Raw genomic sequence first — 13,465 nt, forward strand, 5'->3', positions numbered from 1 at the left:
AACAAGACTTTATATTATAAACTTAAAGTCTTGTTTTATTGTGTATAATATACATAATAAAATATTGTTATTAGTTTAGAAAAAAGTTTAGGTAGGTGGTTTATATGAAAACGATAGGGCTTATAGGTGGTATGAGTTGGGAATCGACTTCGGAATATTATCGAATTTTAAATGAAGAGATAAAAAGTAGATTAGGAGGATTACACTCAGCAAAATGTCTGATTAATAGTGTGGATTTTGAAGAGATTGAACGATTCCAGTCTAACGGGGATTGGGATGGAGCAGGAGAAGTATTAGGGAATGCGGCGTATTCATTGCAGAAGGGAGGAGCAGATTTTATAATCATTTGCACAAATACAATGCATAAAGTAGTGGAGAAAATAAAAGAGAATATTAACATCCCTGTATTACATATTGCTGATACTACTGCAAAAGAAATTAAAAGAAAAGGTATTCAAACGATTGGTCTACTTGGAACAAAATATACAATGGAGCAAGATTTCTATAAGTCACGTATAGAAGAGAATAATATAAAAGTAATAGTGCCAGTAGAAAAAAATAGAGAAAAATTAAATGAAATAATTTATACAGAATTATGTTTAGGAAAAATAACATCGCAATCTAGAGAATATTATAAAAGAGTCATAGAAGAGCTAGTGCAAAAAGGAGCACAGGGAATAATTTTAGGTTGTACAGAAATAGGATTATTAATAAAGCAGGAAGACGTATTAGTTCCGATATTTGATACAACTTTTATACATGCAATGGAAGCAGTAAATGTGGCTTTAGAAAATAGATTATAATTATATTATGTAAACTTAGTTCGTGTATGTGGAAAACATTCAGAAAATATTTTATAATGTAAGTGGTTACATTTAAGGGGGATGCGTATGTTTTCAGTTCAACCAATCGCATTTGTACATAATGAAAGAAAGGAAATAAAAGATGACGAATGGGGAGAAGTAAGATCCTGTATTACTTTAACTGAATTGTATACAGAGGAAAGTATACAAGGGATTGAAGAATTTTCTCATATTGAAGTTGTTTTTTATTTTCATAAAGTAACGGATGAACAAATTCAATATGTTGCTAGACATCCTAGAAATAATAATGATTATCCTAAAGTAGGAATTTTTGCACAGCGCGGGAAAAATCGCCCGAATCGCTTAGGTGTAACAATTGTAAAAGTGATAAAAAGAGACGGTAAATCAATTATTGTTGAGGGATTAGATGCTATTGATGGCACCCCTATATTGGATATAAAGCCGGTAATGAAAGAGTTTATGCCGAAAGAAGAAATTCTACAGCCTAAATGGGTAACGGATATAATGAGACAGTATTGGAAGGGGAATGGAGTAAAATGAGAATATATGAGGCAACAATTGCAGATTTAGATGGACTAGCATCAGTTTTTAATAACTATCGTATGTTTTACCGACAAGATTCCGATTTAGAAGGTGCAAAAGTATTTTTACAAAATCGTATCGAGAGAAAAGAATCCGTTATTTTCGTAGCAGTTGAAGACGGTGAATATATTGGATTCACGCAACTATATCCATCATTTTCTTCCATTTCAATGAAAGAATTATGGATTTTAAATGATCTGTTTGTACAAGCCGCGAAGCGCGGATCTGGAACAGGTAAAAAATTATTAGAAGCTGCTAAAAATTTCGCATTAGAAAATGGCGCAAAAGGTGTAAAATTACAAACAGAGATTGATAATTTATCAGCACAGCGATTATACGCTGAAAATGGTTATTTAAGAGATAATCGTTATTTCCATTATGAATTAACATTTTAAAAAATGTAAGATTAAAAGAGACGTTTTCAAAATGAAAACGTCTCTTTTAAATTGTATTATAGTTGATTTAAAACCCAGTTTGTTGCATCTTCAAAGTTTTCTGCAATGTAGTTTGGCTCAATATGTGCCCAGTTGTCTCGGTACGTATGTAAAGCATCGTATCCAGCGCCTGTTCGAACTAATATTGTTGTCGCATTCACTTTTGCTCCTGCCACAATATCAGTCCAGCGATCACCAACTACAGCACATTGTGTTAAATCAAGCCCATGTTTTTCCGCTGCTTTAAGAAGCATGCCTGTACTTGGTTTACGGCATTCACAACCATCACCATGTTTATGAGGACAAACGTAAATATCATCAAAACCGAAACCTTTTAATTCTTGTACAAAATCAGCTATAGTCGCTATTCCATCCGCGATACCTGGTTGATTTGTGAAAGAGAAAATTTTTATATTTTGAGCTTTTATTTTTTGCAGAGCTACTTTTGTAAAGGGGAATAATGTAAAAGAACCAGGGTAATGTATTGTAGTGTCGCCGCCAATTGTACCGTCACGATCAATGAAAATTGCTTTAATGTTTGTCATATTTATAGTCCCTTCAAGTAAAAAGTAGTTTAAAAATGTTTTACAAATCGATATCCATTTACTTCATAACCTAATTTTTTGTAAAAAGGATGTGCTTCTACTCTTTTTGTTCCACTAACTAGCCATGTTCCAATGCAATGATGCTTCTTTGCTAATTGTTCTGCATAATCCATTAACACTTGTCCAATGCCTTTCCGTCGTATTGTAGAATCGACGCTAATAATTGAAATTTCTCCATAACGAGTTACATCTTCTAAATTTTCGCGTATACGAAACCCGAGTAATCCAAATATAGTTTCTTCTTCCACATAAACATATAAAAAATCAAAAGGACTCATTTGTACGAATTGCAAGCGGTTGTTCATATCTTCATAGGAAATAGAGGAACCTTTTAATTCTTTCGTTAAAGAACAAAGTGCATCTATATCATCCATCGTCGCTTCACGAATTTGAAAAGACATATTATTCACTCCAATAAAATGTAATCAAACATTTAATATTCTGTTAAAAAATGTTTTTTCCTGCTATGAAAATAAATATTTTATAATGATATATATAGTTATATGTTATTCTTTTCCTTGATTGTATTGGAAATGGAAAGAAGGGGAATGTATGTTGAAGGTGAATATCCGCTCAGCTGGATATGAAATAGGTGAAAAAACAATTCATGATATTGCTTTTTCAATTGAAAAAGGTGAATTAGTTGCTCTTATTGGCGCAAATGGTGCCGGGAAAAGTACGACGATTAAAACGGTGCTAGGCTTACTTGTAAATATGAATGGTGAAATATCATTTGGTGAAAAGAAAAATCCGTATGCATATGTGCCGGAACATCCAACATAATATGATTATTTGACGCTCTGGGAACATATTGAATTATTAATGGCTGCTCGTGAGAATGAAGTAGGAAGCTGGGAAAGGAAAGCTGAAGAATTATTACATATGTTTCGAATGGATAAGCATAAGCACGAGTATTTATCAAAGTTTTCAAAAGGTATGAAACAAAAATCGATGCTTATATTGGCGTTTTTAACTAAGCCAGATTTTTATATAATTGACGAACCTTTTATCGGATTAGATCCAGTAGCTACGAAAGAGTTTTTAAGTTATTTATATAAAGAAAAAGAGCGCGGGGCAGGAATTTTACTTTGTACGCACGTACTGGATACTGCTGAAAGAATTTGTGAGAGATTTTTGCTTATTTCACAAGGTACATTAGTTGCAGATGGACATCTAGGGGCTATTCAAACGTTAGCAGAAATGCCAGGGAGTTCATTATTAGACTGTTTTGATGTAATCGTAAGGCGTGAACAACATGATTAAAAACCAATTTTATAAAAGATTACGCCATGAACTTGAGCGGAAATGGAAGTCCATACGTTCGGTAACAGATTGGACAGTTGCGTTATATATTATTATTCCAGCACTTATATTTATGGGAATCTATTATCGATCACTATGGATGGAAACATTATCGATGGAAGAGATTGTTTATTTCGGATTAGGTTTACTCGTATTTTATCTTGTAACATATTCCAGAGGCGTTCGCTCGTTTTTTGAACAAGCAGATAGTTTATTTTTAATTTCGTATCCAACTCATATGCGAAAATTAATTCAGTATGGCATGATATATACATTTATTCGAATAGCAATAACGAATGTAATGGTAGTAGTTGTTATGTTACCGGTGTTAATGAAAAGTATCGGAGCGACAAAGATACAAATCGTATTATTTTGGACATTCTTTACTGTATTTCGATTTATGTTGTCGTTGTTAACGAGATTTATACATATACGTGTCGGGAAACGATGGGTTTTATGGATTATAAAAAATGTAATATTTTCTATGAGCTTATCCTTTTTTGGAATGAGTCTATTTTTCACTTATAAAAATCCATTGTATTCAATACTATTTATCGGTTTAGCAGTTTTCCTAACTATAGTATTAGTAAAAGAAAAGATGAATTATAAAAATTACTTTTTTAAAGAAGTTGAGAAAGAAAAAGAAGAAAGTATGCGTTGGACGAGCGGTATTATGCAAGTTGGTGGCCATGCTACTAAGCCGAGTAGTTCAAATAAAAAACCGTGGATGTTTCCACATTCTAAAAGACTTTTAGGGAAAAAAGCTGATTCGCGTATTGTTGAATCTTTTTTGAAAGAATTTTTCCGTACAAGTAGTGCACGAATATTTTATATTCAAATTGTATGTATAAGCACTGTAAGTATTATGATGAGTCCGAGGTGGATTGCAGCTATTATTCTTGTATTTGCTTTAGTTGCAATTTCTCGCTATGCGCGTGATTATTGGAATGAATTTACGAAAAAGATGTTTCTTCATTTATATTGTGATGAAGGAAAATTACTTTTGTTAAGATGGAAGGCCGATCGCTATTTACTACTTCCGGCAATATTTTTGTACGGCATAGTTATACTTTCTCAGTTTTATTTATTGCCAGCTGTGATCGGTGGCGTTGTTTTTATTTTATTAATTGTATGGATTATATTTTTTCCATTAAAAAAGAGCCATTGACGGCTCTTTTTCTAATCTGTCACACATTGATAAATAAAATATACTAAAACGAGTATGCTTGCGGCGGAATACATGACATCTAAAGTCATCTGATCGCCTCCTTATTGTTGTTGTATTTTATTGTATGAAATCTTACAATTTCATATTCAAGTGAAAAATATGTGAACGTTAACAAAATTGTAAAGTGCAAAAATTACAATCATTTTGTATAATAGAAGAAACAACCGTTATATAAAGTGAAACTTTAATCAGTGGGGGTTTTCTTCATCCCCACTGATTATTAGCCTTCACCAATCGGGCTTTTACGGGCAGTTGATCCCCCGCCTAACCTCTTTGCCTTCGCTGAATTTTGAGGTGGGGGTCTTACTTGCCCGTTAATGCGGGATAAAATATAATGAGTGAAAGGGGAGGGAACATAAATGCCAAATTGGTTTAGAAAAACCTTAGTCGCATTAATTACCGTATTTACATTTGGTTTAGTGACGCCTCCTTCCATATTGCTTGATAATGCCAAAGCTGCGGACAAGCCTACGAGCACAGCTGGGCAACAAAATTTGGAGAGTACGTCCTATACATATGAAGAAACGAATGACAGGTTAACCACCGATACTTTTATTACTTATGCAATGCAAGAAGCAGAGAAGCAGTCGATGCAAAAGTTTGGAACTAAAATTGGCCCAGTAATTGAAGATGAGTTTAAAGATGTAATATTACCGAAAATTGAAGAGGCAATTGCTGAGCTTGCCAATGATGTTCCAGAGGAGTCGTTACAATCATTATCGATTTCTCAGAAACCAGCTGGTGGAAATAATGAAAAGATTTTTCACGTTTACGATACGAAATCTGGAAATGACTTACTACGATTTCATGTAAGAAGAGATCATCCACCGCAAGATGGTTATTATTTCAATTTCCATTATCATCGTTTTGATGATGGATACTCTGGACATCATGAACTAGGAAATATTTATTGGAATACGAATGTACCGCCAAAATGGCTTTCTTAAAAAGAACAAGAGAAAATCTTGTTCTTTTTTTGTTGATAAAAGGGTAAGACAACTATGTTGTTGAATAACATATGTTTAGGAAAAAAGAAGAAAAGGGAGTATGGAAATGCAAAAATATATTGTTTTTGACTTTGATGGCACATTAGTAGATTCACAAAATATATTTGTACCGATCTATAATCAAATAGCTGAAAAGCATGGTTATAAAACAGTAAGGGAAGAAGAAATTGAGCATTTACGTAAATTAACGATGCCCGAGAGATGTAAACAACTCGATGTACCACTGTATAAACTCCCGATATTAGCGTTAGAGTTTTATAAATTATATCAACCAGCTATAAAAGATCTCGTTTTGTTCCATGGGATGAAGGATGTATTAGATGAATTACATAAAAAAGGCTACGGGATTGCCGTCATATCCTCTAACTCAGAAGAGCATATTCGGGCGTTTTTACATAATAATGGTATCGAAAATATTCAAGAGGTGTATTGTTCTAAAAATTTGTTTGGTAAAGACAAAATGATAAAAAGGTTTTTAAAATCAAAAAAAATAACAGAGCAAGAAATGTTATATGTCGGTGATGAACAGCGAGATGTAGCAGCGTGTAAAAAGGCTGGTGTGAACGTAATTTGGGTATCTTGGGGATATGATGTCATTGAAACAGTAGAAAAAGATGCACCAGATTATATGGTTCATACGCCTATGGAAATTGTACAAGTCGTACAAGGGGCACATTCTTAATATGAATACACTTCGAGCAGGTATTCATCATATTGAATTTTGGGTCGCGAATTTAGAGGAGTCTATTTCTTTTTATGATAAATTGTTTTCGATAATTGGATGGAGAAAGTTAAATGAAGTGGCATATAGTACGGGAGAAAGTGAAATATATTTTAAAGAGGTGGACGGGGAAATTGTAAGGACTTTAGGGCCTAGACATATTTGTTATCAAGCTATTCGTAGAGAAATAGTTGATGAAGTAGCAGATTTTCTTGCTAGTACAAAAGTGAAGGTAATACGTGGTCCGATAGAAATGAATCATTATTCGGACGGATACTATACGGTTGATTTTTACGATCCGAATGGATTTATTATAGAAGTAGCGTATACACCAAATGTAGAAATGTAAGGGGAATAAACATGAAGACAATTGCAGCACGGCAAAACAATATACAAATAGTAAAGGATGCAGCAAATATTGAAGAAATTTCTAAAGGTTTCTCACCTGATAAAAAATATATCATTACGACTATTAAAGATGAAAAGTATTTGTTACGGACAGGCGATATAAAAGAGTTTGAAAGAAAGAAAATAGAGTTTCAAATTTTAAATGAAATGCAAAAACGTAGTGTGCAAGCACAAAAGCCAATTGAAATGGGTTTGTTGGAAAAAGAAGGTTTATGCTACGGTATTTTTTCGTATATAGAAGGAGAAGATGCGAAGAAGTTGTTGCCGACATATACACTAAAAGAACAATATGATATAGGTATAGAGGCAGGAAAAGATTTAGCAAAAATGCATACATATGAAGCTCCTAAGGGTATACTTCCATGGTATGAAAGAGCAATGAACAAACATCGAAAATATTTAGAGGTGTACAAAACATGCGGAATTAAAATTAAAAATGATGATAAAATTATTAAGTTTATAGATGAAAATGAAATGTATGTACAAAACCGCCCAAATCGATTTCAACACGATGATTTTCATTTAGAAAATATAATTGTGCGGGATGGGAAATATGTAGGTGTTATTGATTTTAATGGTTATGACTGGGGCGACCCACTTCATGATTTCGTAAAAATTGCACTATTTGCAAGAGACATTAGTATTCCGTATTCAATCGGACAAATAGAAGGATACTTTAATAGGAGAATACCAGAGGAGTTCTGGAAATTATATGCGGTGTACGTCGGCATGACAGTTTTCTCATCAGTTGTCTGGACATTACGAGCAGCACCGCATATGTTAGATGATATGTTAGAGCGTCTTACTATAGTTTTAGAGGATCATAATAACTTTGAGTTATCGAAGCCGATTTGGTTTCAATCAGATAAGATTGATATGAAATAGAAAAGATAGGTGTAATTCGCACCTATCTTTATTTTTTACCATCAAAATACTTATTTAATTTTCTTAAATATAAGCGGCTGAGTACTTAACGTAGCTGGTACATGTAACTGAAGGGATGGGAATTCACCACTCACATTCATTTCGTATGCAAACAATAGATTCATTTTCATTTGGAATAAGTCAACTGGTGCGGAGAATATGTCGTAATGATGATGATGTAATTGAATCTCCATCTCCATAAATTGTACGTGTAATGAATCATCCCGTTTATATACTTGTAATACTCCATAAGCAGAATGTTCAAAAGTACCAGTGTAGTCCTCTAATTTGTGAGAAGGTGTAGTCCCTTTAATTTGCTCAGGAAGGGATTCAGTTGCTTCTTTCATCATTTCCTTCATTTTTTCAGTATCTTCTACAGCACGTTTATGCCAATTGATGCCTTCTAATTCAAGTAGCTCGTCATAAATTTGGTTAGCAAGATAAGTAGGAAGTAATGTGCCTCCAGCATTCGTTAAAATGACAAGTCCTACATTTTCTTTTGGCATGAATGAAACAAGTGCCGAAAATCCATCAATATTACCGCCATGGTGAATCACTTTGTTACCACGATAAGCGCTAATAAACCAACCGAGGCCGTAACTATTTAATGGAGATTCAGGGAGTGATAGAACTGGTTGATCTGGAATTGAATTGTGTGGTGTATACATTTGTTGTAATAATTCAGAGGAGATGAATTCATGATCTCCAAATTTCCCTTTGTTTAAGTGAAGAAGGACCCAATTTGCCATATCTTCAATTGTAGAGTTAATACACCCAGCAGCGCCGACTGTATCGATGTTATGGAATGGAACTTCTTTTATTTCACCGTCATTTTCAACGTAAGGTAAAGCATAATCATCTGTAGTTTGTGAATCTGTAACAGAGAAGTTTGTATGTCTCATATTTAAAGGTTCTAAAATATGTTCTGTAGCGTATTGCTCCCACGTTTGATTTGTAATGTTTTCAACAATGCAGCTAATTGTCGCATACATTAAGTTGTTATATAAAAATGCTGTTCGGAACGGTGCATCAAGTGGTAAATGTTTTATTTTTTCAACGAGATCTTTTCGAGATAAGGAAGAGCTGTACCAAAGAGCATCATGACGACTCACTCCAGTGCGGTGAGAGGCTAAATCTCGTCCCGTAACTTGTGAGGTAGCAAGTAGTTCAGATAAAGAGAAGTTAGGTATATAAGACTGGACAGGAGTATCCCAATTAAACTTTTTTTGCTGTGCTAACAAGCTTAATGAAAGTGTGCCAAAAGCTTTCGTTGAGGAACCGATTGCGAACCGGGTGCTCGGTGTAACAGCCTCTTTTGTTTCTATATTTCGATAGCCGAAACCTTCTGAAAGAATAACTTCACCGTCTTTTATAACAGCTACAGCAGCACCAGGAACTTTTAAATCCTTCATCATTTTTTCAACCGTAGTTTGTAACGAAGTCATAACAGGAGTTTCAATTTTAGACATACTTCTAACCTCCAAATTTAAATTTTGTCCTACCGCACTATACTTTCGGTAATAGAAAATGAAAACCTTTTTAAATATGGAAAGTTAATAATTTTGTAAGAATTACTGAAAATAATTTTTATTTATCAAGATTATTAAATTTGTTGTTTTTCATGTTATGATAAATTTCATATAAGATTGAAAGAAGGTTTTTCTACATATGAAACATGCTGAATATGAATACTTAAATTTATGCCGCCATGTAATGGAGCACGGTACGAAGAAAGAAGATCGTACAGGGACAGGAACTGTATCTGTATTTGGATATCAAATGCGTTTTGATCTGAGTAAAGGATTTCCTTTATTAACGACAAAGAGAGTACCATTTCGCCTTGTAGCAAGTGAACTACTTTGGTTTATGAAAGGTGATACAAACATTCGCTATTTATTGCAGCATAATAATAATATTTGGAATGAATGGGCATTTAAGAGCTGGGTAGAAAGTGACGAGTATACTGGGCCTGATATGACAGATTTCGGTCTTCGCTCACAACAAGATGAGGAATTTAAAGTGCGATATGATGAGCAAATGGATCTATTTAAAAAGAATGTTTTAGAAGATGATGATTTTTCGAATAAATATGGCTACTTAGGAGACGTATATGGCAAGCAATGGCGTGCTTGGAAAACGACGGCTGGTGAAACACTGGATCAACTAAAAGATGTAATTGAAATGATTAAAAAAACGCCAGATTCACGTCGCTTAATCGTTTCTGCTTGGAATCCTGAAGACGTACCGAGTATGGCATTACCGCCTTGTCATACATTATTCCAATTTTATGTAGCGGACGGAAAACTGTCTTGTCAGCTATATCAAAGAAGTGGCGACATCTTCCTTGGAATTCCATTTAACATCGCAAGTTATTCACTACTAACACATTTAATCGCACATGAATGTGGTCTTGAAGTAGGAGAATTTGTTCATACAATTGGAGATGCGCATATTTATACGAATCATTTTGAACAAGTAGAAAAACAATTGGCACGTGAACCACGTCCGTTCCCGAAACTTACATTAAATCCAGATGTGAAATCTGTGTTTGATTTTGAGATGGAAGATTTAACGATTGAAGGATATGATCCACACCCAGCGATTAAAGCACCGGTTGCAGTGTAATTGTAGAGGAGATGACAAGATGATTGTTTCATTTATGGTCGCAATGGACGAGAATAGAGTAATTGGTAAAGATAATAACTTACCTTGGCGTTTACCGAGTGAATTACAGTATGTAAAGAAAACGACGATGGGTCACCCACTTATTATGGGGAGAAAGAACTATGAAGCAATTGGTAGACCATTGCCTGGAAGACGTAATATTATTGTAACTCGTAATGAAGGGTATCATGTAGAAGGCTGCGAAGTAGCTCATACTGTAGAAGAAGTGTTTGAACTATGTAAAAATGAAGAAGAGATTTTTATTTTTGGCGGAGCGCAAATTTATGATCTCTTTTTACCGTATGTAGACAAGTTATATATAACAAAAATCCACCACGCATTTGAAGGAGACACATTCTTCCCAGAAATGGATATGACAAATTGGAAAGAGATTTTTGTAGAAAAAGGTTTAACGGATGAAAAAAATCCGTATACGTATTATTACCATGTATACGAGAAACAACAATAATAATAAAAATTGATGTGAGTATTCGCATCAATTTTTTTATTTGCATTTATAAATGTAAGTTTATAGATGGTATTCAATAGTGCTATAATGAAAGGTAGCATGTGAAAAATGCTAAAATTTTCAAAAGTATTAATATAGAAAGAGGAGGAGAATCAGTTGAGAAAAATATGGGGGATTCTTTTTCTTTGCTTAACATTCATGTTAGTTGGATGTGGTAAAGAAGAAAAACCACAAGAAGCGTTTGATACATATGTAAAATCATGGAATAAACAAAAATTTGCAGATATGTACGATCAATTATCAGAAAATGCAAAAAAAGATATTTCAAAGAAAGAGTTTACTGAGAAATATGAAAAAATTTATTCTGGTATTGAAGTGAAAGACTTAAAGGTAGAAACAGGGGAAGTAAAAGAAGATAAAAAAAATGAAGGCCCTGTTCCTTTTAAAGTAAGCATGGATACAGTTGGTGGTAAAATCACTTTTGGTCATGAAGCAAAAATGGTGAAAGAAAAAGATGGAGATAAAGAATCTTGGAAAATAGATTGGACACCTGATTTCATTTTCCCTGGCATGACAAAAGATAGTAAAGTGCGTATGCAAACAACCCAACCAAAACGTGGTGAAATATACGATCGTAATGGAAAAGGTCTTGCGACGAATGGGAAAGCTTCTGAGATCGGAATCGTTCCAGAAAAATTAGATGAAACTGCTCCGCAAACGAAAGAAGCAGTAGCGAAGTTGTTAAATATGTCTGTAGAAGAAATTGATCAAAAACTAACTGCTAAATGGGTAAAACCAGGGTATCTTGTACCAATTGGAATTTTACCTGAAGGGACAACGCAAAATACGTATATTGATTTACCTGGTGTTACAACAAAACCTGTAAATGTTCGTACATATCCGTTAGGAGAAGCGGCAGCTCATCTAACTGGTTATATCGGAAAGGTAAATGCTGAAGACTTAAAAACGCTACAAAAGAAAGGCTATCAAGCCGATGAGCCAGTTGGTAAAGCTGGATTAGAGCAAGTATTGGAAGAACAGCTACGTGGTAAAAAAGGCGGCCGTGTCTTCGTAGAAGATGCACAAGGAAAAGAAATTAAAAATTTAGCAAAAACAGAAGCTGTTGATGGAGAAAATGTAACTTTAACTATTGATAGTGCTGTTCAAGAAAAAACGTATAATGAAATGAAGGGCGAAGCTGGTTCAAGTGCGGCAATTAATCCGAAAAGTGGAGAAACAATTGCACTTGTAAGTAGTCCAGCATATGATCCTAATTTAATTGTACGAGGAACATCGAAAGCACAACGTGAAGCTTGGAATAATGACCCGAAAAAACCGATGACGAACCGATTTACACAATTATCGGTACCAGGTTCTGTATTTAAGCCAATTACAGCTGCAATCGGTCTTGAAACGAAAACACTTGATCCAAAAGAAGAGTTGAAAATTGAAGGATTGAAATGGACAAAAGATTCTTCTTGGGGTAATTATTATGTAACGCGTGTGAAAGATGCGAATCCGATTGATTTGGATAAGGCGATGAAATATTCGGATAATATTTACTTCGCACAAGAAGCTATGAAAATCGGAAAAGATAAATTTATGAGTGAAGCGAAAAAATTCGGATTCGATGAGAAATTACCAATTGAATATGGGTTCCCAGCTTCTAAAATCGCAAATGATGGTATTAAAAATGATATTCAAATGGCAGATACAGGATATGGACAAGGGCAAGTGTTAATGACTCCTCTTCATCTAGCTTTAACGTATGCGCCAATTGTAAATGATGGAACAATTCCGTCACCATATATCATTAAAACAGATAAACAACCAAAAGCTTGGAAAGAAAATGTCATTTCAAAAGGAAATCAGGATATATTAAAAACTGCTATGACTAAAGTAATTAATGATCCGGATGGTACAGGGAAAATTGCTAAAATTGATGGTATGACCCTTGCTGGAAAAACAGGTACAGCGGAATTAAAAGTATCTAAAGAGGCCGAAGGAAAAGAACTAGCCTGGTTCGCTGCATTTGATTTAAATGCACCTGATATGGTCATTACAATGATGATTGAAGATGTAAAAGGTAGAGGTGGAAGTAACATTCCAGCTGAAAAAGTGAAACATATTTTTCAAAAATAAAGGTTGATGAAGGACTATCTCCATGAAATATGGAGGTAGTTTTTTATTTAGTTAACATTTTAAATGGAAATATATAATTTATAGATTACAAAACAACTTATTAACTTACGAAAAAAAAGTAGCTATTTTTTATTGACATGAAGCGAGAGATTTTG

At 34.0% G+C, this 13,465-nt stretch carries 14 protein-coding genes and 1 pseudogene; 12 read left to right on the forward strand and 3 right to left on the reverse strand.

Features of this window, described 5'->3' with window-relative positions; all coding sequences use genetic code 11:
• Window positions 1–104: 104 nt before the first annotated feature.
• The 3 genes from JDS95_RS08960 to JDS95_RS08970 all read left to right on the forward strand — a co-directional run bounded on the left by JDS95_RS08960 (window position 105) and on the right by JDS95_RS08970 (window position 1,801).
• A complete protein-coding gene (locus JDS95_RS08960; protein WP_000848586.1) occupies window positions 105–803 on the forward strand; it encodes an aspartate/glutamate racemase family protein in 699 nt (232 codons plus the stop codon).
• An 87-nt stretch (window positions 804–890) separates the two neighbouring features.
• Entirely contained in the window at window positions 891–1,364 is a 474-nt protein-coding gene (locus JDS95_RS08965; RefSeq protein WP_000493241.1) for an SAM-dependent methyltransferase, read from the forward strand.
• Window positions 1,361–1,801: a GNAT family N-acetyltransferase gene (locus JDS95_RS08970; protein ID WP_001223862.1), complete on the forward strand. Its 441-nt coding sequence runs from the start codon at window positions 1,361–1,363 to the stop codon at window positions 1,799–1,801. The genes JDS95_RS08965 and JDS95_RS08970 overlap by 4 nt, the downstream gene beginning before the upstream one ends.
• Window positions 1,802–1,857: 56 nt before the next feature.
• Here JDS95_RS08970 and JDS95_RS08975 read toward each other — a convergent pair whose 3' ends face one another.
• Both JDS95_RS08975 and JDS95_RS08980 read right to left on the reverse strand, forming a co-directional pair.
• The gene (locus JDS95_RS08975) at window positions 1,858–2,385 is read right to left on the reverse strand and encodes an HAD-IIIA family hydrolase (protein ID WP_000181789.1); all 528 of its coding nucleotides are present in this window, start codon (window positions 2,383–2,385) and stop codon (window positions 1,858–1,860) included.
• Between the two features lie 29 nt (window positions 2,386–2,414).
• Window positions 2,415–2,846 (reverse strand): GNAT family N-acetyltransferase, encoded by a 432-nt coding sequence (locus JDS95_RS08980; RefSeq protein WP_000009793.1) that lies wholly within the window; start codon window positions 2,844–2,846, stop codon window positions 2,415–2,417.
• A gap of 151 nt (window positions 2,847–2,997) precedes the next feature.
• On the opposite strand from JDS95_RS08980, the pseudogene JDS95_RS08985 reads away from it, so the two are divergent.
• The 6 genes and pseudogenes from JDS95_RS08985 (at window position 2,998) to JDS95_RS09010 (ending at window position 7,996) form a co-directional block, all read left to right on the forward strand.
• Window positions 2,998–3,708: pseudogene (locus JDS95_RS08985) on the forward strand (ABC transporter ATP-binding protein).
• On the forward strand, window positions 3,701–4,915 hold the full coding sequence (locus JDS95_RS08990) for an ABC transporter permease (protein ID WP_000594723.1): 1,215 nt from the start codon (window positions 3,701–3,703) through the stop codon (window positions 4,913–4,915). Before JDS95_RS08985 ends, JDS95_RS08990 begins: the two are co-directional and overlap by 8 nt.
• A gap of 419 nt (window positions 4,916–5,334) precedes the next feature.
• Entirely contained in the window at window positions 5,335–5,922 is a 588-nt protein-coding gene (locus tag JDS95_RS08995; RefSeq protein WP_001134417.1) for a YpjP family protein, read from the forward strand.
• A gap of 106 nt (window positions 5,923–6,028) precedes the next feature.
• The gene (locus JDS95_RS09000) at window positions 6,029–6,664 is read left to right on the forward strand and encodes an HAD family hydrolase (RefSeq protein ID WP_033660514.1); all 636 of its coding nucleotides are present in this window, start codon (window positions 6,029–6,031) and stop codon (window positions 6,662–6,664) included.
• Between the two features lies 1 nt (window position 6,665).
• Window positions 6,666–7,052 carry a VOC family protein gene (locus tag JDS95_RS09005; protein ID WP_001094651.1) on the forward strand — a complete coding sequence of 129 codons (387 nt, stop codon included), beginning with the start codon at window positions 6,666–6,668 and terminating at the stop codon, window positions 7,050–7,052.
• An 11-nt stretch (window positions 7,053–7,063) separates the two neighbouring features.
• Window positions 7,064–7,996, forward strand: a complete 933-nt coding sequence (locus JDS95_RS09010; RefSeq protein WP_199690412.1) for an aminoglycoside phosphotransferase family protein — start codon at window positions 7,064–7,066, stop codon at window positions 7,994–7,996.
• Between the two features lie 50 nt (window positions 7,997–8,046).
• Here JDS95_RS09010 and JDS95_RS09015 read toward each other — a convergent pair whose 3' ends face one another.
• On the reverse strand, window positions 8,047–9,504 hold the full coding sequence (locus JDS95_RS09015) for a serine hydrolase (RefSeq protein ID WP_000034330.1): 1,458 nt from the start codon (window positions 9,502–9,504) through the stop codon (window positions 8,047–8,049).
• A gap of 199 nt (window positions 9,505–9,703) precedes the next feature.
• On the opposite strand from JDS95_RS09015, the gene JDS95_RS09020 reads away from it, so the two are divergent.
• The 3 genes from JDS95_RS09020 (at window position 9,704) to pbpC (ending at window position 13,310) form a co-directional block, all read left to right on the forward strand.
• The gene (locus JDS95_RS09020; RefSeq protein WP_000679626.1) at window positions 9,704–10,660 is read left to right on the forward strand and encodes a thymidylate synthase; all 957 of its coding nucleotides are present in this window, start codon (window positions 9,704–9,706) and stop codon (window positions 10,658–10,660) included.
• Window positions 10,661–10,679: 19 nt separating this feature from the next.
• Window positions 10,680–11,168, forward strand: coding sequence for a dihydrofolate reductase (locus JDS95_RS09025; RefSeq protein WP_000637202.1), 489 nt, complete (start codon window positions 10,680–10,682; stop codon window positions 11,166–11,168).
• Window positions 11,169–11,324: 156 nt separating this feature from the next.
• On the forward strand, window positions 11,325–13,310 hold the full coding sequence (gene pbpC / locus JDS95_RS09030; protein ID WP_199690414.1) for a penicillin-binding protein 3: 1,986 nt from the start codon (window positions 11,325–11,327) through the stop codon (window positions 13,308–13,310).
• The last annotated feature ends 155 nt before the right edge of the window (window positions 13,311–13,465 follow it).

The sequence above is a fragment of the Bacillus cereus group sp. N24 genome (genome assembly GCF_016483345.1).
Taxonomy (GTDB): Bacteria; Bacillota; Bacilli; order Bacillales; family Bacillaceae_G; genus Bacillus_A; species Bacillus_A toyonensis.